We start from the raw sequence: 21,425 nt of genomic DNA, 5'->3' as shown, positions 1-21,425 counted from the left end.
AGATGAACATGACCTTCAAGACCACCGCTACCGCCCTTGCCCTTGCCCTCGGTTGTGCCGCCGCGCCGGCCCTTGCGCAGACGTCCGGCCAGACCCTGCCGGGAATGCCCGATCTTTCGACGCTGCCGACCTCCGGCGGCGGGCAGCAGCTGCCCGGCCTCGTTTCGGTCAATCTCGAGAACATCCGCGCCGAGATCGCCAAGGATCTCGACATCGATCTGCAGAACGTGCCGATCACCATCCAGCTGCCCGTGGCCGTGGCGGCGAATGTCTGCGGCGTCGATGTGGGCGCTTTGGGCGGGGGGCAGCTTGGCTCCGACACGCCGGAATGCAGCGCCACCAACACCACCATCGCCACCCAATACGTGACCAACAGCCAGACCGCCGCGGGCGATACCGCCTCGGCACCGACCGAGCAGCCGGTGGGCAACGCGACCGATGCGGATCGCTCCGATACCACGACCGAGGGCCCGGTTGCGCCGCAGCCCCCTGGATTGGATGCGGGGGGCGAGGCACCGGACGCCGAGGCACCGGTGACCGACCTCGCGCCGAGCGATCAGGCCGAGGCAAGCACGGCGTCCGAAGACGCTACGACGGGCGCCGATGCCTCGACCGAAACTGAAGGCTCGAGTGAGGCCGACGCTTCGGGCGAGACCGCTGCCTCCGGTGATGCCGATGCACAGACCGACACTACGACCGCGAACTGATCTCGCGCGGACGCCTGAAAGCCGCCCCCTCGGGGGCGGTTTCTCATTGCAACTCGATCTCCATGCTCTGCCGCAGCGCGCCGTCGCGGCCGAAAATCAGCACCCGGTCATCCGTCGTCACCACGGCGATCCAGTCGCGTCCTTGGGTGAAGGCCATTGCCTCGGCACCTTGGGGCAGGGCGATCCGCTCGGGCAGCGGCAGCGGTTCGGCATCGAGGCGGATGACAATCGCCGCGATCAGCACTAGGAAGCCTGCGATCATCACGCCTGCTAGCGCGATCACCAGCCATTTGAGCCATCGCAGCTCTGGCGGGATCCGGGCCGGGCCGTCTGTCTCGGGAGCCTGCATGGCCGATACCTCCAACGATCCGTCCACCGTCCGCTTCATCATCGCCGACGATCCGCCGGCGCGTCTTGATAAGGCGCTGGCCCGCGATGTGCCAGAGCAGGCGGCGCTGTCGCGCTCGCGCATCGCCAAGCTTCTGGCCGAGGGTGCGGTGCGGGTCGACGGCGTGGTCGCCACGGATGCCAAGGCCGCCATCGCCGCGGGGGCCGAGGTCGAGATATCGGTGCCCGAGGCGGCCGAGAGCCATATTGGCGCGCAGGAGATCCCGCTCAACGTCGTCTGGGAAGATCACGACCTGATCGTGATCGACAAGCCCGCCGGCATGGTGGTGCACCCGGCGCCGGGCTCGCCCGACGGCACGCTGGTCAACGCGCTGATCCATCATTGCGGCGAGGATCTCTCGGGCGTCGGCGGCGCAAAGCGCCCCGGCATCGTGCACCGGATCGACAAGGACACGTCGGGACTTCTCGTCGTGGCCAAGACCGACCGCGCGCATCAAGGGCTGGCGATCCAGTTCGAGAAGCACAGCGCCGAGCGGCACTACCTCGCCCTGTGCCACGGCGTGCCCGATCCCAACGATCCGCGGCTGCGCGGCGTGAAGGGCGCGAGCTTCGAGACCGGTTCGGTGCTGAAGATCCAGACCATGCTTGGCCGTCACCGAACCGACCGGCAGCGGCAGGCGGTGAGCTTCGAGCAGGGCCGTCACGCGGTGACGCGGGTGAAGGTGATCGAGGCCTTCGCCGGCGCGGCGCTGGTCGAATGCCGTCTCGAGACCGGGCGCACGCACCAGATCCGGGTGCACATGTCGCATGCCGGGCACGCGCTGATCGGCGACCCGGTCTATGGCGGGCGGCGCAAGCTGTCGGAAAAGGCGCATGGCGCGGCCGCCGTGGCGCTGGCGGGGCGTTTCGGGCGGCAGGCGCTGCACGCGGCGAGCCTTGGCTTTGCCCACCCCGTGACCGGCGAAAGGCTGCGCTTCGAGAGCCCGCTGCCAGCCGATATGGCGGAACTCCTCTCCGCGCTGAGGGGTTGAAAGACCGTAACAGAATTCACATATGTTCGAGCTTTTCGCACGCCCCCTCGCCGGGTGGGGGGCGAAGGGTTCATCATTGCACAAGGCTGATGCGATGGCGGCGCTTGCCGGGCAGGGGCAAGGGACGTATCGCTCGGGTGACACAAGGACCGAAAGGAGGGGCCCATGGCAGAGACCTATACCAATCTCCCCGCCCCGTCGCCGGAACAGGGGCTGAATCGCTACCTGCAGGAAATTCGCAAGTTTCCGATGCTGGAGCCGGAAGAGGAATACATGCTGGCGAAGCGCTGGGTGGACCACGAGGACGCCTCGGCCGCGCATCGACTCGTCACCTCGCACCTGCGCCTCGCGGCGAAGATCGCCATGGGCTACCGCGGCTACGGCCTGCCGCAGGCCGAGGTCATCTCAGAGGCCAATGTCGGCCTGATGCAGGCGGTGAAGAAGTTCGACCCCGAGAAGGGCTTCCGCCTAGCCACCTACGCGATGTGGTGGATCCGCGCCTCGATCCAGGAATACGTGCTGCGGTCGTGGTCCATGGTCAAGCTCGGTACCACCTCGGGCCAGAAGAAGCTGTTCTTCAACCTGCGCAAGGCCAAGGCGCGGCTCGGCGCGCTGGAGGAAGGCGATCTGCGGCCGGAGAACGTCAAGAAGATCGCCACCGATCTCGGCGTGACCGAGGAAGAGGTCGTGTCGATGAACCGGCGCATGTCGGGCGGCGACGCCTCGCTCAACGCCATGGTCGGCACCGAGGGAGACAGCGCAACGCAGTGGCAGGACTGGCTCGAGGATGACAGCGCCGATCAGGCCACCGATTACGAGGAGCGCGACGAACTCGACGCCCGGCGCGAGCTGATGGCCGAGGCGATGGGCGTGCTCAACGATCGTGAGCGCGACATCCTCGTGCAGCGGCGGCTTCAGGACGAGGCGGTGACGCTCGAGGAGCTGTCGGGGCAGTACGAGGTGAGCCGCGAGCGGATCCGCCAGATCGAGGTGCGCGCCTTCGAGAAGCTGCAGAAGCGGATGCAGGAGCTGGCCCGCGAGCGGGGCATGCTCGAGAACGCCTGACGCGTTGCACTCTCGGCCACGTGAATTACCCTTCCCCGGGAGACCGGGGAGGGGTTTTCCCTTTTCGGCAGGCAGGGAAAGACCGCGATGAGTGAATCGATCCGCTGGGGCGTGCTGGGTGCCTCCAAATTCGCCTTGGGCGCCATGGCCCGCGCCATCCATTCCGCCGAGGGTTCCGAGTTCGCGGCGCTGGCAACGTCCTCGGAGGAAAAGGCGGCGCCGTTCCGTGCCTTCCAGCCCCGGCTGCGCGTTCATCTCGATTATCAAGCGCTGCTCGACGATCCGAAGATCGATGCGATCTACATCCCGTTGCCCAATGCCATGCATGTCGAGTGGACGCTCAAGGCGCTCGAGGCGGGCAAGCACGTGCTGTGCGAAAAGCCGCTGGCGATGAAAGCTGATGAGTTCGACGCGGTGATCGCCAAGCGCGATGCGACCGGGCTGATGGCGGCCGAGGCTTACATGATCGTACACCACCCGCAATGGATCCGCGCGCGCGAGTTGGTGCGGGGTGGCGCGATCGGCCGGCTGCGCCATGTCGATGCGGCATTCAGCTTCAACAACGCGGCCCAGACCGACAACATCCGCAACAAACCCGAGACCGGCGGCGGCGGGCTGCCCGATATCGGGGTCTATGCCTTCGGCTCGGTGCGCTTCGTCACCGGCGAGGAGCCGCAGGAGATCCGCCAGGCCAATATCCGTTACGAGAACGGCGTCGACGTCTATGCGCAGGTCGCGGCGCGCTTCGCGAGCTTCGACTATTCCGGCATGGTCTCGATGCGCCTGCACCCGCGCCAGGAGGTGACCTTCCATGGCGAAGAGGGGGTGCTGAAGATGCTGTGCCCGTTCAACGCCAACACCTTCGGTCAGGCCGAGATGACGCTCGAGACCGAGGGCATGCGGGTGATGCACGAACGCTGGCCCGGCATCGATCACTACAAGCTGCAAGTCGAGGCCTTTACCGCCGCGATCGGTGGTGCGGATTACGCCTGCCCGCTGGAATTCAGCCGGGGCACGCAAGCGATGATCGACATGGTCTATGCCAAGGGCGGGAACGGCTGAGCCGGATCGCGGTTGTTCCGGCGAAGATCACCGGAGGCAACCGCGATGGCTGACCAGATGAAGATCCTCGTGCTCGGCGCGCATGGCGTGACCGGGCAGGAGGTGGTGAAACAGGCGGTGGCGAAGGGCCACCATGTCCGCGCCGCCGAGATGAAATGGCCCGACGATGCGCCCCCCGCCGGCCACAACGTGGAGCGGGTGACGGCTAACGTGATCGAGGACGATCTCGGCCCCATCGTCGATGGCGTCGACGCGGTGATATCCGCGCTGGGCGTGCCGGGCGATCCCAAGACGCTGCTGGATCCGCCGCCGCTCTACACCCAGGGCACCCGCAACCTGATCGACGCGATGGCGGCGCGCGGCGTGAAGCGGCTGGTGACGATCTCGGCGAGCTTCGTGGTCACGCATGACCGCGGGCCGCTGCTGTTCCGCACCACGGCGATCCCGGCGCTGACCCGGGTGCTGCACCAGATGGGCGAGATGGAGGAGATGCTGCGCGCCAGCGATCTCGACTGGACCGCGGTGCGCCCCGGCTGGCTGCTGCCCGAGCCGTTGACGGCCGATTACGTCGTGGTGCCCGACGTGATCCCCGAGGACCTGATCCGCACTCGCCATGCCGATCTGGCGCATTTCATGCTGCATTGCGTGGAAAGCGGCGAATGGATTCGGCAGACCCCGGCGATTGCGCGGCCCGAGGCCGAGGAGTTGAGTTCGTCCTTCGAGGTGGTGAAGGAGATGCTGGCCTAGGAAAGCTCGAGCCGCATGACGTGCTGCGGCCCGGCCGATCCGCCATGGTAGAGCACGCCGTCATCGATCCAGCCGCCACGCAGATAGATGCGCCGGGCGGCCGGGTTGCGGCAATTCACGGTAAGCCAGATCCGCCGCAGCCCCGGGTGGCTCCGCCGCAGGTAGGAGGGCAGCGCCACGAAGGCGGCGCGGCCAATGCCGCGCCCCTGCGCCCGCGCGTCGATCATCACGCCGCGCAGCCCCCAGGCCCCGGCCTCCGCGAAATGCCGCCCGTCTTCGTAGTCGCTGTCGGTCTTGAACAGGCCGACCGGCACGCCTCCCGAAAGTATTACATGAAACGCGACGCTTTCGCGCGGATCGGCAAGGATCGTGGTGGCGCTGCCCGAGAATTGCACCTGCTCGGGATGCGGCGCGAGGCCGCGCAGCACCGGCAGATGCGCGGGATCGAGCGGCGCCAGCGTCACCGGCGCCGCCCCCGTCAAATCGAGGCTCACGCCTCCATCTTCTCCAGCTCGTCGATCATGCCCTCGATCATCGACAGGCCCTTGTCCCAGAAGGCCGGGTCCGAGGCGTCGAGGCCGAAGGGGGCCAGAAGCTCCTTGTGGTGCTTCGAGCCGCCCGCCTTGAGCATCTCGAAATACTTCTCCTGGAAGTCCTCGCCGCCCTCTTCGTAGACCGCGTAGAGCGCGTTCACGAGGCCGTCGCCGAAGGCATAGGCATAGACGTAGAAGGGCGAATGCACGAAGTGCGGGATATAGGCCCAGAAGCTTTCATAGCCCGGCGCGAAGTCGAAGATGGGTCCAAGGCTCTCGGCCTGTACGCTCATCCACAGCGCGTCGATATCGTCGGGGGTCAGCTCGCCCTGCGCGCGGGCCGCGTGCAGCTTGCACTCGAAGTCGTAGAAGGCGATCTGGCGCACGACCGTGTTGATCATGTCCTCGACCTTGCCGGCGAGCAGCACCTTGCGCTCGTTCTGGTCCTTGGCCTTGGCGAGCAGCTTGCGGAAGGTCAGCATTTCGCCGAACACGCTCGCCGTTTCGGCCAGCGTCAGGGGGGTGGAGGATAGAAGCTCGCCCTGACCGGCGGCGAGGCGCTGGTGCACGCCGTGGCCCAGCTCATGCGCCAGCGTCATCACGTCGCGCGGTTTGCCGAGGTAGTTCAGCATCACGTAGGGGTGCACGGTCGAGACGGTGGGATGCGCGAAGGCGCCCGGCGCCTTGCCCGGCTTCACGGCCGCGTCGGTCCAGCCCTCGTCGAAGAACGGTTTCGCCAGCTCGGCCATGCGCGGATCGAAATCGCCGTAAGCCTCCTCGACCATGGCGCGCGCCTCGTCCCAGCCGACGATCCGGTCGGTCTCCATCGGCAAGGGTGCGTTGCGGTCCCAGACCTGCATGCGGTCGAGGCCGAGCCACTTCGCCTTAAGCGCGTAGTAGCGATGCGACAGGCGCGGATAGGCGGCGACGACGGCATCGCGCAGCGCCTCGACCACCTCGGGCTCGACGTGGTTCGACAGGTGACGTCCGGTCTGCGGCGTCGGCATGCCGCGCCAGCGATCCTCGATCTCCTTTTCCTTGGCCAGCGTGTTATGAATCCGTGAGAAAAGGCGGATCTGGGTCTTGAACACCCGCGCCAGTTCCAGCGTCGCGGCCTCGCGCTTGGCACGGTCCTGCTCGGTCAGCAGGTTCAGCGTGCTCTCGATGCCGAGCTCCTCGCCATCCACGGTGAAGGTCAACCCGGCGATGGTTTCGTCGAAGACCTTGTTCCATGCGGCGGCACCGACGCTGGACTGGTCGTGAAGGAATTTCTCCAGCTCGTCGGAGAGCTGGTAGGGCTTCATCGCGCGCATCCGCTCGAAGACCGGGCGGTAGCGGTTCAGCTCCTGGCTCTGGCCGAGCAGCGTCTCGAGGTGGTCCTCGTCGAGCCGGTTGAACTCCAGCCCGTAGAAGACCAGCGGCGTGGTATAGGCGGTGATCCGGTCCTGGCAGTCCGACATGAACTTGGCCCGTTCGCTGTCGGTGGTCTGCTGGTAGTAGCGCAGCCCCGCATAGGACATGATCCGGCCCGCCACGATGTCGATGCGCTCGTAGCGCTGCACCGCCTCCAGCAGACCATGTGCGTCGAGCGTGGCGAGCTTGCCCTCGTAATCGCCAGCGAACTCGGCGCAGGCCTTCTCGAGCCAGTCGATATCGTTCTTGATCTCGGCCGAATCCGGAGCCGGGTAGAGGTCGGTCAGGTCCCATTCCGGCAGGTTGCCCAATGGGCGGCCCCCGGTCTCGGTCGCGGCGTCGAAGCGGGGGGTCTGGGTCATGGATGAGCCTTCTGTTCTGGTATCACGGAGGCGAAAGATATGGTCGGGGGCGGCACGGCTCAACCCGTCATGGCGGTCTCAGCCGTCGAAGGCGGCATCGCGCATGTTCCTGGCCTTTTCCAGCGTGGCCTGCGCCTCGGCATCGTCATCCTCGTGGATCGGCACGAAGCGCTGGTCGGTGTTGACGGTGAAGCACAGGTCGGCCCGCACCGGGTAATGATCCGAGCCGATGCCGGGCAGCACGGTGAAATCGGCCATGGCCAACCCCTGCTGCCACAGGATCTGATCGAGCGGCCACTTCATCCACCAGGAGTTTGCGTCGAAGCTGATCATAGGCCCGCGCCCCGCGCGCGGATCGATCAGTTGCCCCAGCCTGAGCACGCGCCGCGACGTGCGCTCCCAGGGGGCGGCGTTGAAATCGCCCGCGATCAGCGCCGGCAGGGTTCCGTCGCGTGCTCCGATCGCCGCCTCCAGCATGGTCGCATCGCGCAGGGTCGAGGGCTGGAAATAATGCGGCGGGCGCGGGTGGATGCCAAAGACCCGGACCTGACCGGCGGGATGCTCGAGCGTGCCGTCGAACAGCGGCGTATCGGCTCCGAAGGGGAACTTCATCTCGGTGCTGGCGAAGGGGTGCCGCGAAAAGACGTGCATGCCGTAATAGGTGGCGTCAGACGGGATATCCTGTTCGTGATGGGCGTAGTCGGCATCGAGCGGCGCCAGCGCCTCGTCCCACCATTCGTTGGTTTCCAGCACGAAGAACAGGTCCGGGTCCTGCGCACGCGCCAGCGCGATCACCTCTTCGGCCTGCCGGTTGGACCGCTGGACATTGGCGACGAGCACGCTCAGCCGCTCCTCGGGAATGCAGGACACCAGGCCGGGGTCCATCTTGGCCGCGAGCGGCTGGTAGGGCCAGAGCCGCCAGCCGTGATAGGCCAGAGCGACGATGGTCAGCACGGTCAGCCAGCGCGCAGCACCACGCCCGATACCGCCCAACGCCACCATGAGCACCCACAGGACGACAAGCCCGACCGCGAATTGCATGCGCGGAAAGTCGAGATAGCGCAGCCACCATGTATCCGTCTCCACCAACGGCAGCAGCGACGCCACGCATAGAAGCGCGAGTGCGATTCCGGCAATGACGGCAAGCACATGTCTCATGCGGTGCTATCCCCTCCATAGGCTGTGAGCATGTCCTTGAGATCGGCCAGCGTGTTGATCTCGTCGAGCGGCTTGTCATGGCGCCAGCGCAGCATGCGCGGAAAGCGCAGGCTCACGCCGGACTTGTGGCGCGGGCTGGGCTGAATGCCCTCGAAGCCGATCTCGAAGACGTGCTCGGGTTTCACGTGACGCACCGGGCCATAGCGCTCCAGCGTGTTCTTGCGCACCCATGCGGTGATCTTGCGGAACTCGGCATCGGTGAGCCCGCTATAGGCCTTGGTAAACGGGACCAGCCCATTGCCGTCCTTCACCGCGAAGGTGAAGTCGGTGAACATGTTGGCGCGCCGCCCGGAGCCGGCCTGCGCATAGACCATCACCGCGTCGACGGTGAGCGGATCGACCTTCCATTTCCACCAGTCGCCCTTCTTTCGACCTGAAAGATATGGGCTGTCGGCGCGCTTGAGCATCAGCCCCTCGGCCATCAACTCGCGCGACTTGGCGCGTTCCTCGGCGAGCTGGTCGAGGCTTTCGACCGGGACCAGCGGCGACAGGCGGAACGGTGCCTCGGGCGGCAGATCCGCCCCCAGCGCGTCGAGCCGGGCGCGGCGCTCGGCGAAGGGCAGAGCGCGGATGTCCTCGCCATCCTGCTCCAGCAGGTCGTAGCCCATGAGGATCACCGGCGCTTCGGTCAGAAGCTTCTTGGGCACCGTCTTGCGGCCGATGCGCTTTTGCAGCGCATTGAAGGAGAGCGGAACTTCCTCGCCCCATGCCAGCACCTCGCCATCGATCACCGTGCCCATTGGCAGGAAATCCTTCATCCGCGCGAGTTCGGGAAACCGGTCGGTCATCAGCTCCTCGCCGCGCGACCACAGATGGTGATCGCCGCCGCGCAGGATCAGCTGGCCACGGATGCCGTCCCATTTGCGCTCGGCCATCCATTGGGCGGGGTCGCCCAGCGCCTCCGGGTCGTCGAGCTGGTAGGCGAGGTAGAAGGGGTAGGGGCGCGACAGGCTCGCTGTCGGGTCCGGCGCATGGACGAGGCTGTGCCAGGTGATGTCGTCGGGCGTCCATGACCCCATCAGACGGTGCGTCAGCTCGGCCTCGTCGATGTCGGTGGCCTGCGCCAGCGCGCGCGTCATCAGCTTCTGGCTGACCCCGACGCGGAAGCTGCCCGTCAGCAGCTTGGTGAACAGGAGCCGCTCGGTCGGGCCAAGCCGGTCCCACGCCGCGAGGATGCCGGCCTTGCGCGCGGCATCGTCCTGCTTCGACAGCTTGCGGATCTCATCGATCCAATGGCTGAGCGGGCGATCCTCTTCGGCCTCGGCGGGCGGCAGGACGAGGGAGATGGTTTCGGCCAGATCGCCGACGATCGGATAGGCCTCTTCGAACAGCCACAGCGGAATGCCCGCCCGTTCGGCGGCCCATTCGCGCAGCACGGTCGCGGTGATGGTCCGGCGCGGCCTGCGTCCCGAAAACAGCGCGATGGTCCACAGCTTGTCGGCGTCGGGCGCCTCGCGGAAATAGGCAGTCATCGCCGCGACCTTCTTGGTGGTGCGGGTGGTCTGGTCGACGGCGCGGAACAGTTCGGCAAAGCGCTTCACGCGGCCTCTCCCTCGTCGTCGGCGTCGACGTTCTCGCCCGCATACTCGGTCGAGACGACATGGGCCTCGAAGCCCTCGCTCTCCAGCCAGCGTCGGAAGATCGAGGTATAGCCATGGGTGACGAAGACCTTCCGCGCCCCGGTTTCGCGGATCGCGGCGTTGAGGCCGGGCCAGTCGGCGTGATCGGACATGATGAAGCCGCGATCGGCGGCGCGCCTGCGGCGCACGCCCCGAAGCGCCATCCAGCCGGAGGCGAAGGCGGTGGAGGCGGGGTTGCCCGCGAGGTTGAACCGCCGCGCCCAGGGCCCGCCGAGACCCGAGGGCGTCGCCACGACCAGCGCGCCCGCATGCGCCTTGAGGTCGAGATCGGGCGTCACGCGGATCGTGTCGGGGAGCGCGATGCCCTGCGCGCGCAGCACCTCGTTGGTGTTTTCGACCGCGCCATGGGTGAGGATCGGGCCGATCGAGGTATCGGCAAGCGTCAGGATCCGCTGTGCCTTGCCCAGCGCATAGGCCCCGATCAGCGAGAACCGTCCCTCCGCGGCATTGGCCGCCCACCAAGCATTGAGATCATGCGCCAGCTCCGCCTGCGGGGTCCATTTGAACACAGGCAGGCCGAAGGTGGATTCGGTGATGAAGGCATCGCAATGCACCGGCTCGAAGGGTGTCGAAAGCCCGTCATCGATGGTCTTGTAGTCGCCCGAGGCGACCCAGACCTCGCCCTTTCGCTCGACCCGGATCTGCGCGGAGCCAGGCACGTGCCCGGCCGGGTGGAAGGAGACCGTGACGTCGCCGATGCGCCGCGTTTCGCCATAGCGGATCGTGTCGAGGGAGATCTCGCCGAGCCGGTGGCGCATTACCGGCGCGGCGATGTCGGTCGCGAGGTAGCGGGCCATGCCCTCATGGGCGTGGTCGGCATGCCCGTGGGTGACGAGCGCGCGGTCCACGGGGCGCCACGGGTCGATGTAGAAATCGCCCGCTTCGCAGTAGATACCCCGGTCGGTGAAGGTCAGAAGATCGGCCATAATCCCGAGGGTAGCGCCGGGGCCGGGGCCGGGTAGTGCGTATTTTTGGAAAGATGAACGAGGACAGCGCGCTCCCCTTGTTCATCTTTCTCCAAATACGCCGGGGGAGGGCCGAAGGCCCGGGGGCGAAGCCCCCTCGCGGCTCAGGCCACCTCGCTCAGCGTCGCCTTGGGCGCGATGCCCAGCGCATGGCAGACGTCGCGGGTAAGGTCCGGCTTGTTGAGCGTGTAGAAATGCAGATGCTCAACCCCGCCCGCGATCAGCTTGTCGCACAGCTCCGTGGCCAGCGCGGTGGCCAGCAGGTCGGCCTCGGCCTGATCCTTGGCATGCTCGAAGCCGTCGGCCACGACCTGCGGGATCGAGGTGCCACACATCGCCGCGAATTTCCGCGCGCCGTTCCAGTTCTCGATCGGCAGGATGCCGGGGATGATCGGCCCCTCGATCCCGGCCTTCGCGCAGGCATCGCGAAATCGGAAGAAGGTGTCCGCTTCGAAGAAGAACTGGGTGATCGCGCTGTGCGCGCCGGCATCGAACTTGCGCTTCAGGTGCTCGACATCGGCCAGCTCATGCGCGGCATCGGGATGCGGCTCGGGATAGGCGCCGACGCGGATCCGGAAATTGCCGCGCGCGGCCAGCGCCTCGATCAGCTCGACCGAGCCCGAGAAGCCCTCGGCATGGGGTCGGAAACCGCCGGTGCCCTTTGGCGGATCGCCCCTAAGCGCCACGATCTCCTCGACCCCGGCCTTGGCGTAGCCGTCGACGATCTCCATCGTCTCGGCGCGGGTGGCGTCGACGCAGGTCAGGTGCGCCGCGACGCGTAGATCGGTCTTCTTGTGGATCGCGTCCACCGCCTCGTGGGTCAGCTTGCGGGTCGTGCCGCCGGCGCCATAGGTCACGGAGACGAACTCCGGTCCCATCGGCGCCAGTGCCTGCACCGTGTCCCAAAGACGGAACGAGCCTTCGATGTTCTTCGGCGGAAAGAATTCGAAACTGACGGCGGGGCGGGTCATGGACGGTCTCCTGTGGGATGGGGAGCTTGTCGCAGATGGGGGGCTGTGAGACAAATTCATAACCCTCACGACGATGATGAGTTTCACTTGCATATCGAGTTCCGCCACCTGCGCACGATCAAGGCGATCCACGACACCGGCGGTCTGGCCCGGGCGGCCGATCTGCTGAACATAACACAATCGGCGCTGTCGCATCAGATCAAGGGAATCGAGGACCAAGCCGGGGTCGAGCTCTTCGTGCGCCGCTCCAAGCCGCTGAAGCTCTCGGCCGCAGGGATGAAGCTTCTGGCCGCCGCCGAGGACATCCTGCCGCGCGTCGCCGATCTGGAGGCCGAGTTCGCCGGGCTGGTCGCGGGCAAGTCGGGGCGGCTGCACATCGCGATCGAATGCCATGCCTGCTTCGAATGGCTGCTTCCAGTGCTGGAGCAGTTCCGCAAGGCCTGGCCCGAGGTCGATGTCGACATCCGCCCCGGCCTCGCCTTCGACGCGCTGCCGGCGCTCAGGCGCGAGATGGTCGATCTGGTGATCTCCTCGGACCCCGAGGATCTGCCCGAGACCGATTTCACGCCGCTCTTCGATTACGAGCCTGTCTTCGTTGCCTCGTCCGCCAATCCGCTGGCCGAGAAACCCTTCGTCGAGGCCGGGGACTTCGCGGACCAGACGCTCATCACCTACCCGGTGGAGCGGACCCGGCTCGACGTGTTCACCGAGCTTCTGATCCCTGCGAAGGTGGAACCGGCGGCGATCCGCCAGGTCGAGCTGACGGCGGTAATCCTGCTTCTGGTGGCCTCGAACCGCGGCGTTTCGGTGCTGCCCGACTGGGTGGTGCGGCAGCTGCGCAGCAACTCCGACTACGTGACGCGGCCGCTCACCGCGCAGGGCAAGACTCGCAGGCTCTATGCCGCGACCCGTTCCGACGACACCTCGCGCCCCTATATCGCGCATTTCACGCGGCTGGCGCGGCAGGAGGCGGTGAAGCTGCAAAGGGGCTAGGCCCCCTTGGGCCTCTTGCCCGGCGGAGCGCGAGCGGCTATGGCCCCGTGATCCGTACATCTCAGGGCCCCGAAGGGCCTGACAGCCCATAGCCCGAGGAGGCCCCGATGGCCCGTTCCGCCAATCTCAACGTGATGATGAAGACCGCCCGCCGCGCCGGTCGGGCGCTGCTCAAGGACTTTGCCGAGGTCGAGCAGCTGCAGGTCTCGACCAAGGGGCCCGGCGACTTCGTCACCCGCGCCGACCGGCAGGCCGAGCAGACCATCCGCGAGGCGCTGATGGAGGCGCGGCCCTCCTATGGTTTCCTGGGCGAAGAGGGCGGCCCCGTGGAGGGCGAGGACCCGACGCGGCGCTGGATCGTCGATCCGCTCGACGGCACGACGAACTATCTGCACGGCATGCCGCACTGGGCGATCTCGATCGCGCTCGAGCACAAGGGCAAGATCGTCTCGGGCGTGATCTACGATCCCGTCAAGGACGAGATGTTCCACGCCGAGAAGGGCGAGGGCGCCTGGCTCAACGAGAGCCGGCTGCGGGTTTCGGCGCGCCATCGTCTGGTCGAATCGATCTTCTCGACCGGCGTGCCTTGCGCCGGCCGCCGCACCCTGCCGGCGATGATCCAGGATCTCGCGCGGATCGCGCCCGAGGTCTCGGGTGTGCGGCAATACGGCTCGGCCGCGCTCAACATGGCCTATGTGGCGGCGGGCCGCACCGAGGGCTACTGGGAGCGCGAGCTGAAAATCTGGGACATCGCGGCGGGCATGATCATCGTCACCGAAGCCGGCGGCTTCGTCGGTGCGATCCGTGACGGTCATGACCCGCTCGAGCATGGCGACGTGGTCGCTGCCAATGCGGACATCTTCGAGAAGTTTGCCAAGCTGGTCCGCGCCCGCGAGGCCTGAGGCTTTAGCGGTCGGCGGCGTGGTTGACGCCGTCCGACCACGGGATCTCGCCAAGGTCGCGGGGGTTCAGCCCCGCGATCGCGCCCATGTTGACGCTGTATTCGTTCGGGTTCGAGCGGCGCTGGTGATGCGTATGGATGCCGCAGATGCGGCAGAACCAGTGCTTCGCGGTCATCGTGTTCCACTGGTAGAGCGTCAGCGCCTCCGCACCCCGCAATAGCTCCAGCTGATCGAGATCAACCGGCCCGGCGATGTAGCCGCGGCGACGGCAATAGGAACAATCGCAGCGATGCGCGCCGGACAGCCCGTGCTTGAGATGCACTCTTAGCTCGACCGCGCCGCAATGGCAGCTCACATGGTGGATAGGGTTCTTCAGGCTCATCTGCGTTTCCTCACGACGGGGATGTTGCTGCGGCCCAGCGGCGGCGCGGGGTCGTGCGGCGGCAGGCCATGGGTGCGGCTCCAGAAGGCCGGGCCGCCGCGCCGGAGCCAGAGCGGCACCGCGAAGGCGAGACCCGCGGCGAAGCCCCCGGCATGGGCCCAGTAGGCGATGCCGCCGGTCTCCGGGTCGGTGCCGATCCCGCCCAGCAGCTGCATTCCGAACCAGACCGCCAGCACCAGCCAGGCCGGCACCGGTATCAGCCGGATGAACACGATCAGGAAGATCAGTATGTCGATCCGGGCGCGGGGGAACAGCAGCAGGTAGCCGCCCATCACCCCCGCGATCGCGCCCGAGGCACCGATGGTCGGCACGATTGAGAACGGCTCCGAGCCGAGCTGCACGAGGTTGGCGGCGACACCGGACGCGACGTAGAACCCGGCGAAGCCGCCATGGCCCAGCTGCTCCTCCATGTTGTCGCCGAAGATGAACAGGAACAGCATGTTGCCCGCGAGGTGGAACAGCCCGCCATGCAGGAACAGCGAGCTGACCAGCGAGACCGGGTTCTCGAAAGCCGTGATCCGCGCCGGGATCATCGCCCAGCCGTAATAGAGCCGCGCCAGATCTTCGCCGGTGTCGAGCGCGACCACCATCCACAGGTAGATCGCCACGTTGAGTGCGATCAGGCTCCAGGTGACATAGGGCGTGCCGGTCGAGGGGTTGTGGTCGCGGATCGGGAACATGCGGGGTCCGGTCTGGAAAACGTGAAGCGCGGTGCCGCGCGTGGGCAGTTGACGCGCGGGGTGGCGCTTGGGCAGCATGTAGCATGATCCGCGCCGTCGCCATGGTCCTGTGCCTTGCCGCCGCCCCCGCCGCGGCGCGCGACTGCCCATTGCCTCCCGATCACACCAGCGTCATGGCGGGGCTGCTCGACCGGCTCGCCCGCGCCCCCGATCCGCTCACGGCGCAGCGGCTGATGGACCGGCTCTGGACGCTCTGGCTCATTGCACCAGATGCCGAGGCGCAGCTGCTGCTAGACCGGGCGATGGCGTTACGCGAGGCGGGGCAGGGCGAAGGGGCAATGGAGGCGCTCGACCAGCTGGTGGCCGAATGCCCCGATTATGCCGAGGGCTGGAACCAGCGGGCCTATCTGCATTTCCTGCAGGGCGACCATATGACCGCGCTCGCGGATCTCGACGTGGCGCTGAGGCTTCTGCCCGACCATGTCGGCGCGCTGTCTGGCCGAGCCTTGGCGCTGTTTCATCTGGGGCGCGAGGCCGAGGCGCGTCGCGCCCTTGACGACGCGCTGGCGCGCAACCCCTGGCTGCCGGAGCGCGGCCTGATCGAGGCGCCGGGCACCGATATCTGAACCAGGCAACGAGGCTTCCGCTGACGCTTTACCGCCGCGCCTTGGCATCGTAAGCCTGCGCCCGGGCCCGCGTGGTGAAATGGTAGACACACGAGACTTAAAATCTCTTGCTCTTCGGGGCGTGCCGGTTCGAGTCCGGCCGCGGGCACCAGGACTTTTCCTAAGGCGCTGACGACTTTCGGCTTTTGATCGGATCAAGCCGAGGCGTAGTACATGCCGGCGTACATTTCTGTTCCTCCTGCTTCCTGAAGGACGGCATCTTCTATTTCCAACATCGGGTGCCGCCGGAACTGAGTCGCCATTATACGCCATCAAAAAATTCGTAATCTCTGAAGGCGAGGTCAGCACAGGTGGCAGCTGCACGGGCCGTACGGGCGGCAGGCCAGCTCGACGACTACTGGTACCACCTACGATGCCGAGACGAGGACCTTCCGGGGACGCACATGCTGCGTTTGGGTGCGGGTGGTTCCGATGGCGGCGGGGTCAACATCGACTGTATGAGCCTCTCCGACGCTGTGGTGATATACCTGCGGCTCAAGGGTGACGGGAATGCGCCTGGCGGAAGCAACTTGGCTGCTTTGCTCGGCTGCGTTCCGTAGAATGCTTGGCAGATATCGTCGATCAGATCGGCGGCTGGAAGACCGAGGGTGGGGGTCATGGCTATGGAAACGGCTACGCGCTGTCGGTACTTCAAAAATAGACAGAATTAGCAATCACCATCGGCCATGACCCGCTGCAATAGTAACATTGTACTAGTTAACATGAGCTAAACTAGTACCGGCCCAACCGTTGACCAGTGGTAAGGCAGGGCGAATTTTGCGGAAGGGTACTTTCTACTTCCGCATGTGCAACGGGCTCGCTAAGATTGCGCAAAATCCGGGTTTTACAAAGCGCTAGCTGATGTCTTGGTGGCCGCGGTCAGCCGGCGGCCGGACGTTGGCACCAATCCCGACACAAACGAGGAACAGATCATGACCGGGGTCACGCTGATTTCGACGGGCGGTACCATCGCCTCGCGCCATTCCGAGAAGGCGGGCGCGGTGGTCGCCGGGCTGGGTGGCAGCGCTTTGCTGGCGGCGCTGCACGACCCGCTCGACGGGATCGAGGTCCGGGTCGAGGAATTCCGCGAACTCAACAGCTTCGCGCTGACGCTTCAGGATGCGCATGGCCTCGTGGCCGCGATCCGCGCCGCGCTGGCGCGGCCCGATTGCGACGGCGTGGTCGTGACCCATGGCACCGACACGATGGAGGAAAGCGCCTATCTCGCCGACCTCCTCGTGGCAGGCGACAAGCCGGTGGTCTTCACCGGGGCGCAGCGCCATGCGGGCGACCCAGACACCGATGGGCCGCGCAACATCGCCGACGCGATCCGCGTGGCGGCCGATCCGGCGACGCGCGGGATCGGCTCGGCGATCGTGTTCGAGGGCGAGATCCATGCCGCACGCGACGTGACCAAGGCGCATGCCTCGCGCACCGACACCTTCCGCTCGCCCGGCATGGGCAAGATCGGCGAGGTCGATCTGCGCGAGGTGCATCTCTATCGCCACCCCGGCCCGCGCCGGGTCGTGGAGGATGCGGGTCTCGTCGAAGGGGTCGAGCTCTTAAAGCTGGCGCTCGGCGCGACACCGGCATTCCTGGAATTCTGCGCCGAGAGCGGCGCGCCCGGCATCGTCATCGAGGGCTTCGGCCGGGGCAACGCGCCGCGCGGCTTCGCGAGCGTGGTGGCGCGGCTGACGGCCGCCGGCGTACCGGTGCTGGTGGCCTCGCGCTGCTACGAGGGGCGGACGCGCGCGGTTTATGGCGGCGACAGCGGCGCCACGACGCTGGTCGAGGCGGGGGCGCTGCTTTGCGGCACGCTGAGCGGGCTCAAGGCGCGGCTGCTGCTTTCGGCGCTGCTCGCGAAACGGGCCTCGCGCGAGGAAATCGCGACGGCGCTGGCTCGGGCCTAGCCTGGCATAAAGATCACCTGAAAGCAGAAGCCCGAAGGGTCGAAATCGAAGCTGACCTCGGCCCCCAGCTCGGCCTTCAGCACCAGCCCGATCATCTTGGTGCCGAAGCCGCGCCGTGTCGGCGGTACCACCGGCGGGCCGCCATGCTCGCGCCAGAGCAGCCGCAGCCGGCCGTCATCCTCGATGTCGAGATCGACCTGCACATGACCCTCGGCGCGAGACAGCGCGCCGTATTTCAGGGCGTTGGTGACCAGTTCGTGCAGCGCCATCGAGAGCGAGGTGGCCTGCCGCGCGCCGAGTCGCACCGGCGGGCCGTTGATGTGCAGCCGCGCTGCACCGCCCGCCTCGCGACGGGCGAAATCGAGAAGGTCGTGCAGCTCGGCGCCGGTGCCATCGGTGGCGGTGAGCGCGTCATGCGCCTGCGACAGCGCCTGCAGCCGCGACACGAATTGCGCGGCCTCGTCTCGCCCGAGGCTCTGTCGCGCGATGCCCGACACCACCCCGAGCGTGTTCTTCACCCGGTGCTTCATCTCGTCGACCATCACCCGCAAATGCTGCTCGGCGGCGTAGCGGCGGCTGACGTCTCGCAGGATGACCGACCAGTCCTCCTCGCCCGGCAGGCCGCGCTCGCCGATCGGGGCGAGCGTAACCTCGAAGGCGCGACCGCATCCATGAACGGCCTCGAACAGGATCTCGGGCCCGTCGCAGCCCGGCGCGACGCTCGCCGTGAACCAGTTCGGTCGATCCTCGAACGGGATGACCTTGTCCACCTGCCGTCCCAGCGCCGCCTCGGCATCGAGCCCGAAGAGTTGCGTCGCCCCGGCGTTCCAGCGACGTACCCGGCCCGCGGCATCGACCCGCAGGATCGCGTTGGGAGAGCTGCGCACGATCGCGGCGAGCTCGTCCGCCTCGCGTTGGGCGTGGCGCAGCTCCTCCTCGTAGACGCGGCGTTCGCGGGCGTCGAAGATGGTGTAATCGAAGCGCGTGAAGCTGCCGCCCGCGTCGCGCCGCGCGACGCCGCTGAGCATCACCGGCAAGGGCGGGCCGCCCTCCACCTCGAGCGCGCAGGATATCTCGCGTACGTAGCCCTGCAGCCGCATCATCGGGGCCATGTGGGTCTCGTAATACATCCGCCCCGGCAAGGTGAGCAGCTCGGACAGCCGGCGCCGCGGCCGCTCTGGCCGGGCGTTGAGGGCGAGCCAGTTCGACAGGGTCGCGTTGATGTATTGCAGGCGCCCGTCCGGGTCGGTCACCGCGATGCCACAGGGCGCGTCCTCGATCAATTCGGCGGCGACGTCGAGATGCCGGGGTTGAGCGAGTTCGGCCATCAGCCCGAACCGAGATAATCGCGGGTTTCGGCCGAGACGACGTCCGGCACGGTCATGTGCGGGCAGTGCCCGGTGGCGGAAATCACCCGCAGCGTCGCGCCCGGGACCTTCTCGCGCATCCAATCCGCCACCGGCATCGGCACCAGCGCGTCATCGTCGCAATGCAGGATCAGGGACGGCCTAGCCGCGCTTTCGAAATCGGCGCGGCGGTCGGCGAAGAAGGTGACATGCCCGAAATGCCGCGCAATGGCCGGGTCGGTTCGGCAGAAGCTCTGGGTCAGCTCCTCGGTCGCCTCGGAGCCGGCGGGCTGACCCGCGATGGTGGGCGCCATCTGCGCCGACCAGCCGAGGTGATTTTCGTCGAGAAACCCCACCAAGCCTTCGAGATCCGCGCGCGAGAAGCCGCCCGCATAGCCCTGTTCCGCATCCTCGAGGAATGACGGGGTGGGCGAAACCATCACGAGCCGCGACACCAGATGCGGAGCGCGGTTGGCGGCCAGCAAGGCGATCGTCGCGCCGATCGAATGCCCGATTAGCACCGCCTCCGCGAGTTGCAACTCATCGAGGATCTCGAGCAGATCCTCGGCATGGGCGCCGAGATCGGCGTAGCGGTTGGGCACATAGGCGCTGAGGTCGGATTTGCCCATGCCGGTGAGGTCGTAGACGATCAGCCTGTGGCGGTCGGCAAAGGCTGGCAGCACCTGGCGCCACATCGTCTGATCGCAGCCGAAACCATGTACGAAGACCAGCGGCGTGCCAACGGACGCACCCGTCGCGGTCACGTTGTTGCGTTCGGTCGCCCTCATCGTTCCCGTCCCATTCCCACAGTCCGAAGCCCGTGTCTCATGCTAGGACAGATATTCGATGCATTCCATGGCAATGGCGGGCTGCGAGAGCGTCCTTTGCCCCGTTCGCCCCGAGGGGGTCAGATCAGGCTCTGGTCGCGTGCCATCATGGCGGCTTGGGTACGGTTTCGGGCGCCCAGCTTGCGGCACAGCGTCTTGACGTGCAGCTTGACCGTCACCTCCTGAATGTCGCGGTCGAGCGCGATTTCCTTGTTCGACTTGCCTTGTGTCAGCCCTTCGAGCACCTGCCGCTCGCGAGGGGTGAGAAAACCGGCGGCGGGCGCTTCCTCGGCGCCGTTCATGAAATCGACCGGGGCGTAGGTCTCTCCCATCACCATGAACTTCACGGCGTTCACCAGCGAGCGCGCCGCCATGGTCTTGGGCAGGAAGCCGGCGGCACCGGCCGCCAGCGCGGCCTCGGCGACGCGGCGATCGGCGCTGCCGGAGATCAGTGCGACCGGGTTGCCGCCATTGGCGGCGAGCGCGCTGCGCAGCCCTTCGAGCCCCTGCATCCCCGGCATCATGTAGTCGAGCATCACCAGTTCGAATGGCCCCTTGCGCCGCATCTCGGCCATCGCCTCGCCATGGCTGGCGGCCTGAACGACACGCATCCCGCCATCGCGCTCGAGAAACGCCGCCAGCATTTCCCGCACGAGGTCGTGGTCATCGGCGATCAGGATATGCATGTGGTCCTCCGGTTGCAGCTGCGGTCGCGCCTGCTCAATTTATGCAGCAAGAACCTTGCCAAATCCCGGCCATTTCGTGGCAATTGGCCCTTTCATGCCATGTGACGGTGCGTTCAAAGCGGTTCAAATCGTGAACCCCTTTTGGCCCGGTATCGATGTTTCGAATTCGAGGCATTTCGGGAAACTTCCTATCCGTTCGAATAGGGAGATGACCGGATGCCTCGTGGCGCCCGGCTGGACTTTCCCGCAGAGTCGCGGTGTCGCAACCAGAGGGTGATTCGACATGCTCAAGGCTCTGACAACTGCCCTGACCATTTCCTGTCTGAGCGGCCTGCCAGCTGCCGCGCAGCCCGGCTCCATGGCGCTGAGCGTGACGGGGCCTGACCGATCGGTGACGATGCTCGATCTCGCGGCGCTCGACGCCATGCCGCAGGAGTCCTTCGTCACCGGCACGATCTGGACCGATGGCGATGCGCGGTTCTCGGGCGTGCCGCTGGCGGCGCTGCTTGAGCGGTTGGGTGTCGAGACCGAGGCCGGAACGATCGAGCTGGTGGCGCTCAACGATTACCGGGTCGAGATCCCGATCGAAGAGATCGACGACAGCGCACCGATCGTCGCCACCCGGATCGACGGGGAGACCGTTCCGGTCCGCGAAATGGGGCCCTATTGGGTGGTCTATCCCTACGATCTCGATCCGCGCTACCGCACCGAGGCGACCTTCGCGCGCAGCATCTGGCAGCTGGCGCAGGTGAACCTCGTTCCCTGATCGGTCTACGCCGCCTCCTTCTGCAAGGTTGCGCCAAGGGCAACACGACGGCATCCTCCTGTGTATCCGGCTGTGGAGGTTCCCCGTGGCATGTCCTTTGCCCGCTTCGCCCAACGTCAGCTCCGGCGCGGCCGGCGCGGCACAGG

The 21,425-nt window shown here is 66.7% G+C and carries 22 protein-coding genes and 1 tRNA gene; 11 read left to right on the top strand and 12 right to left on the bottom strand.

Going from position 1 to position 21,425, the window contains the following annotated elements:
• Nucleotides 1–8 precede the first annotated feature (8 nt).
• A complete protein-coding gene (locus LOS8367_RS08325; protein ID WP_133056307.1) occupies nt 9–707 on the top strand; it encodes a RodZ family helix-turn-helix domain-containing protein in 699 nt (232 codons plus the stop codon).
• A 43-nt stretch (nt 708–750) separates the two neighbouring features.
• Here the strand turns inward: LOS8367_RS08325 and LOS8367_RS08320 are convergent, their stop codons facing one another.
• Nucleotides 751–1,056, bottom strand: coding sequence for a DUF6476 family protein (locus LOS8367_RS08320; protein ID WP_085896033.1), 306 nt, complete (start codon nt 1,054–1,056; stop codon nt 751–753).
• On the opposite strand from LOS8367_RS08320, the gene LOS8367_RS08315 reads away from it, so the two are divergent.
• From LOS8367_RS08315 to LOS8367_RS08300, 4 genes are all read left to right on the top strand, one after another.
• Nucleotides 1,055–2,086: an RluA family pseudouridine synthase gene (locus LOS8367_RS08315; RefSeq protein WP_085896032.1), complete on the top strand. Its 1,032-nt coding sequence runs from the start codon at nt 1,055–1,057 to the stop codon at nt 2,084–2,086. The genes LOS8367_RS08320 and LOS8367_RS08315 overlap by 2 nt on opposite strands.
• A 165-nt stretch (nt 2,087–2,251) precedes the next feature.
• Complete coding sequence (gene rpoH, locus LOS8367_RS08310) at nt 2,252–3,151, top strand: RNA polymerase sigma factor RpoH (RefSeq protein WP_085896031.1); 900 nt, start codon at nt 2,252–2,254, stop codon at nt 3,149–3,151.
• Between the two features lie 87 nt (nt 3,152–3,238).
• Nucleotides 3,239–4,213 carry a Gfo/Idh/MocA family protein gene (locus LOS8367_RS08305; protein ID WP_085896030.1) on the top strand — a complete coding sequence of 325 codons (975 nt, stop codon included), beginning with the start codon at nt 3,239–3,241 and terminating at the stop codon, nt 4,211–4,213.
• A gap of 45 nt (nt 4,214–4,258) precedes the next feature.
• Complete coding sequence (locus LOS8367_RS08300) at nt 4,259–4,960, top strand: NAD(P)-dependent oxidoreductase (RefSeq protein ID WP_242665537.1); 702 nt, start codon at nt 4,259–4,261, stop codon at nt 4,958–4,960.
• Here the strand turns inward: LOS8367_RS08300 and LOS8367_RS08295 are convergent.
• From LOS8367_RS08295 to metF, 6 genes are all read right to left on the bottom strand, one after another.
• Nucleotides 4,957–5,454 carry a GNAT family N-acetyltransferase gene (locus LOS8367_RS08295; protein WP_165761419.1) on the bottom strand — a complete coding sequence of 166 codons (498 nt, stop codon included), beginning with the start codon at nt 5,452–5,454 and terminating at the stop codon, nt 4,957–4,959. The two genes, LOS8367_RS08300 and LOS8367_RS08295, sit on opposite strands and share 4 nt — an antisense overlap.
• Nucleotides 5,451–7,268, bottom strand: a complete 1,818-nt coding sequence (locus tag LOS8367_RS08290; RefSeq protein ID WP_085896028.1) for a M3 family oligoendopeptidase — start codon at nt 7,266–7,268, stop codon at nt 5,451–5,453. Before LOS8367_RS08290 ends, LOS8367_RS08295 begins: the two co-directional genes overlap by 4 nt.
• A 78-nt stretch (nt 7,269–7,346) precedes the next feature.
• Complete coding sequence (locus LOS8367_RS08285) at nt 7,347–8,426, bottom strand: endonuclease/exonuclease/phosphatase family protein (RefSeq protein ID WP_085896027.1); 1,080 nt, start codon at nt 8,424–8,426, stop codon at nt 7,347–7,349.
• Nucleotides 8,423–10,027: an ATP-dependent DNA ligase gene (locus LOS8367_RS08280; protein WP_085896026.1), complete on the bottom strand. Its 1,605-nt coding sequence runs from the start codon at nt 10,025–10,027 to the stop codon at nt 8,423–8,425. The genes LOS8367_RS08285 and LOS8367_RS08280 overlap by 4 nt, the downstream gene beginning before the upstream one ends.
• Complete coding sequence (locus LOS8367_RS08275) at nt 10,024–11,052, bottom strand: ligase-associated DNA damage response exonuclease (RefSeq protein ID WP_085896025.1); 1,029 nt, start codon at nt 11,050–11,052, stop codon at nt 10,024–10,026. Before LOS8367_RS08275 ends, LOS8367_RS08280 begins: the two co-directional genes overlap by 4 nt.
• 143 nt (nt 11,053–11,195) lie before the next feature.
• Complete coding sequence (metF, locus tag LOS8367_RS08270) at nt 11,196–12,062, bottom strand: methylenetetrahydrofolate reductase [NAD(P)H] (RefSeq protein ID WP_085896024.1); 867 nt, start codon at nt 12,060–12,062, stop codon at nt 11,196–11,198.
• Nucleotides 12,063–12,149: 87 nt separating this feature from the next.
• On the opposite strand from metF, the gene LOS8367_RS08265 reads away from it, so the two are divergent.
• Nucleotides 12,150–13,055, top strand: coding sequence for a LysR family transcriptional regulator (locus LOS8367_RS08265; RefSeq protein ID WP_085896023.1), 906 nt, complete (start codon nt 12,150–12,152; stop codon nt 13,053–13,055).
• 107 nt (nt 13,056–13,162) lie between these two features.
• Complete coding sequence (locus LOS8367_RS08260) at nt 13,163–13,957, top strand: inositol monophosphatase family protein (RefSeq protein ID WP_085896022.1); 795 nt, start codon at nt 13,163–13,165, stop codon at nt 13,955–13,957.
• A 4-nt stretch (nt 13,958–13,961) separates the two neighbouring features.
• On the opposite strand, the gene LOS8367_RS08255 is transcribed toward LOS8367_RS08260, so the two are convergent.
• Nucleotides 13,962–14,339, bottom strand: coding sequence for a GFA family protein (locus LOS8367_RS08255; protein WP_085896021.1), 378 nt, complete (start codon nt 14,337–14,339; stop codon nt 13,962–13,964).
• The gene (locus LOS8367_RS08250) at nt 14,336–15,079 is read right to left on the bottom strand and encodes a rhomboid family intramembrane serine protease (RefSeq protein ID WP_085896280.1); all 744 of its coding nucleotides are present in this window, start codon (nt 15,077–15,079) and stop codon (nt 14,336–14,338) included. Before LOS8367_RS08250 ends, LOS8367_RS08255 begins: the two co-directional genes overlap by 4 nt.
• Nucleotides 15,080–15,162: 83 nt before the next feature.
• Here LOS8367_RS08250 and LOS8367_RS08245 point away from each other — a divergent pair, with 83 nt between their 5' ends.
• The 3 genes from LOS8367_RS08245 (at nt 15,163) to LOS8367_RS08235 (ending at nt 17,654) form a co-directional block, all read left to right on the top strand.
• Entirely contained in the window at nt 15,163–15,705 is a 543-nt protein-coding gene (locus tag LOS8367_RS08245; protein WP_085896020.1) for a tetratricopeptide repeat protein, read from the top strand.
• A gap of 65 nt (nt 15,706–15,770) precedes the next feature.
• Nucleotides 15,771–15,856: transfer RNA gene (locus LOS8367_RS08240), tRNA-Leu, on the top strand.
• Between the two features lie 820 nt (nt 15,857–16,676).
• Complete coding sequence (locus LOS8367_RS08235; protein WP_085896279.1) at nt 16,677–17,654, top strand: asparaginase; 978 nt, start codon at nt 16,677–16,679, stop codon at nt 17,652–17,654.
• Here the strand turns inward: LOS8367_RS08235 and LOS8367_RS08230 are convergent.
• The 3 genes from LOS8367_RS08230 to LOS8367_RS08220 all read right to left on the bottom strand — a co-directional run bounded on the left by LOS8367_RS08230 (nt 17,651) and on the right by LOS8367_RS08220 (nt 20,513).
• Entirely contained in the window at nt 17,651–18,982 is a 1,332-nt protein-coding gene (locus LOS8367_RS08230; RefSeq protein ID WP_085896019.1) for a sensor histidine kinase, read from the bottom strand. The genes LOS8367_RS08235 and LOS8367_RS08230 overlap by 4 nt on opposite strands.
• Nucleotides 18,982–19,788 (bottom strand): alpha/beta fold hydrolase, encoded by an 807-nt coding sequence (locus LOS8367_RS08225; RefSeq protein WP_085896018.1) that lies wholly within the window; start codon nt 19,786–19,788, stop codon nt 18,982–18,984. Before LOS8367_RS08225 ends, LOS8367_RS08230 begins: the two co-directional genes overlap by 1 nt.
• Before the next feature lie 119 nt (nt 19,789–19,907).
• Nucleotides 19,908–20,513, bottom strand: a complete 606-nt coding sequence (locus tag LOS8367_RS08220) for a response regulator transcription factor (protein ID WP_085896017.1) — start codon at nt 20,511–20,513, stop codon at nt 19,908–19,910.
• Nucleotides 20,514–20,796: 283 nt separating this feature from the next.
• Here LOS8367_RS08220 and LOS8367_RS08215 point away from each other — a divergent pair, with 283 nt between their 5' ends.
• Nucleotides 20,797–21,279, top strand: a complete 483-nt coding sequence (locus LOS8367_RS08215) for a putative pterin-binding protein (RefSeq protein ID WP_085896016.1) — start codon at nt 20,797–20,799, stop codon at nt 21,277–21,279.
• The last annotated feature ends 146 nt before the right edge of the window (nt 21,280–21,425 follow it).

It is taken from the genome of Limimaricola soesokkakensis, from assembly GCF_900172345.1.
Taxonomy (GTDB): Bacteria; Pseudomonadota; Alphaproteobacteria; order Rhodobacterales; family Rhodobacteraceae; genus Limimaricola; species Limimaricola soesokkakensis.
The sequence above is the reverse complement of the archived record's forward strand: the minus strand, read 5'-3'. Positions and strand labels throughout refer to the sequence as shown.

Coding starts and splice junctions, on each gene's coding strand:
- LOS8367_RS08325 (WP_133056307.1), top strand. CDS start 9: ATGACCTTCAAGACCACCGCTACCGCCCTTGCCCTTGCCCTCGGTTGT.
- LOS8367_RS08315 (WP_085896032.1), top strand. CDS start 1,055: ATGGCCGATACCTCCAACGATCCGTCCACCGTCCGCTTCATCATCGCC.
- LOS8367_RS08320 (WP_085896033.1), bottom strand. CDS start 1,056: ATGCAGGCTCCCGAGACAGACGGCCCGGCCCGGATCCCGCCAGAGCTG.
- rpoH (WP_085896031.1), top strand. CDS start 2,252: ATGGCAGAGACCTATACCAATCTCCCCGCCCCGTCGCCGGAACAGGGG.
- LOS8367_RS08305 (WP_085896030.1), top strand. CDS start 3,239: ATGAGTGAATCGATCCGCTGGGGCGTGCTGGGTGCCTCCAAATTCGCC.
- LOS8367_RS08300 (WP_242665537.1), top strand. CDS start 4,259: ATGGCTGACCAGATGAAGATCCTCGTGCTCGGCGCGCATGGCGTGACC.
- LOS8367_RS08290 (WP_085896028.1), bottom strand. CDS start 7,268: ATGACCCAGACCCCCCGCTTCGACGCCGCGACCGAGACCGGGGGCCGC.
- LOS8367_RS08285 (WP_085896027.1), bottom strand. CDS start 8,426: ATGAGACATGTGCTTGCCGTCATTGCCGGAATCGCACTCGCGCTTCTA.
- LOS8367_RS08275 (WP_085896025.1), bottom strand. CDS start 11,052: ATGGCCGATCTTCTGACCTTCACCGACCGGGGTATCTACTGCGAAGCG.
- metF (WP_085896024.1), bottom strand. CDS start 12,062: ATGACCCGCCCCGCCGTCAGTTTCGAATTCTTTCCGCCGAAGAACATC.
- LOS8367_RS08260 (WP_085896022.1), top strand. CDS start 13,163: ATGGCCCGTTCCGCCAATCTCAACGTGATGATGAAGACCGCCCGCCGC.
- LOS8367_RS08255 (WP_085896021.1), bottom strand. CDS start 14,339: ATGAGCCTGAAGAACCCTATCCACCATGTGAGCTGCCATTGCGGCGCG.
- LOS8367_RS08250 (WP_085896280.1), bottom strand. CDS start 15,079: ATGTTCCCGATCCGCGACCACAACCCCTCGACCGGCACGCCCTATGTC.
- LOS8367_RS08245 (WP_085896020.1), top strand. CDS start 15,163: ATGATCCGCGCCGTCGCCATGGTCCTGTGCCTTGCCGCCGCCCCCGCC.
- LOS8367_RS08235 (WP_085896279.1), top strand. CDS start 16,677: ATGACCGGGGTCACGCTGATTTCGACGGGCGGTACCATCGCCTCGCGC.
- LOS8367_RS08230 (WP_085896019.1), bottom strand. CDS start 18,982: ATGGCCGAACTCGCTCAACCCCGGCATCTCGACGTCGCCGCCGAATTG.
- LOS8367_RS08225 (WP_085896018.1), bottom strand. CDS start 19,788: ATGAGGGCGACCGAACGCAACAACGTGACCGCGACGGGTGCGTCCGTT.
- LOS8367_RS08220 (WP_085896017.1), bottom strand. CDS start 20,513: ATGCATATCCTGATCGCCGATGACCACGACCTCGTGCGGGAAATGCTG.
- LOS8367_RS08215 (WP_085896016.1), top strand. CDS start 20,797: ATGCTCAAGGCTCTGACAACTGCCCTGACCATTTCCTGTCTGAGCGGC.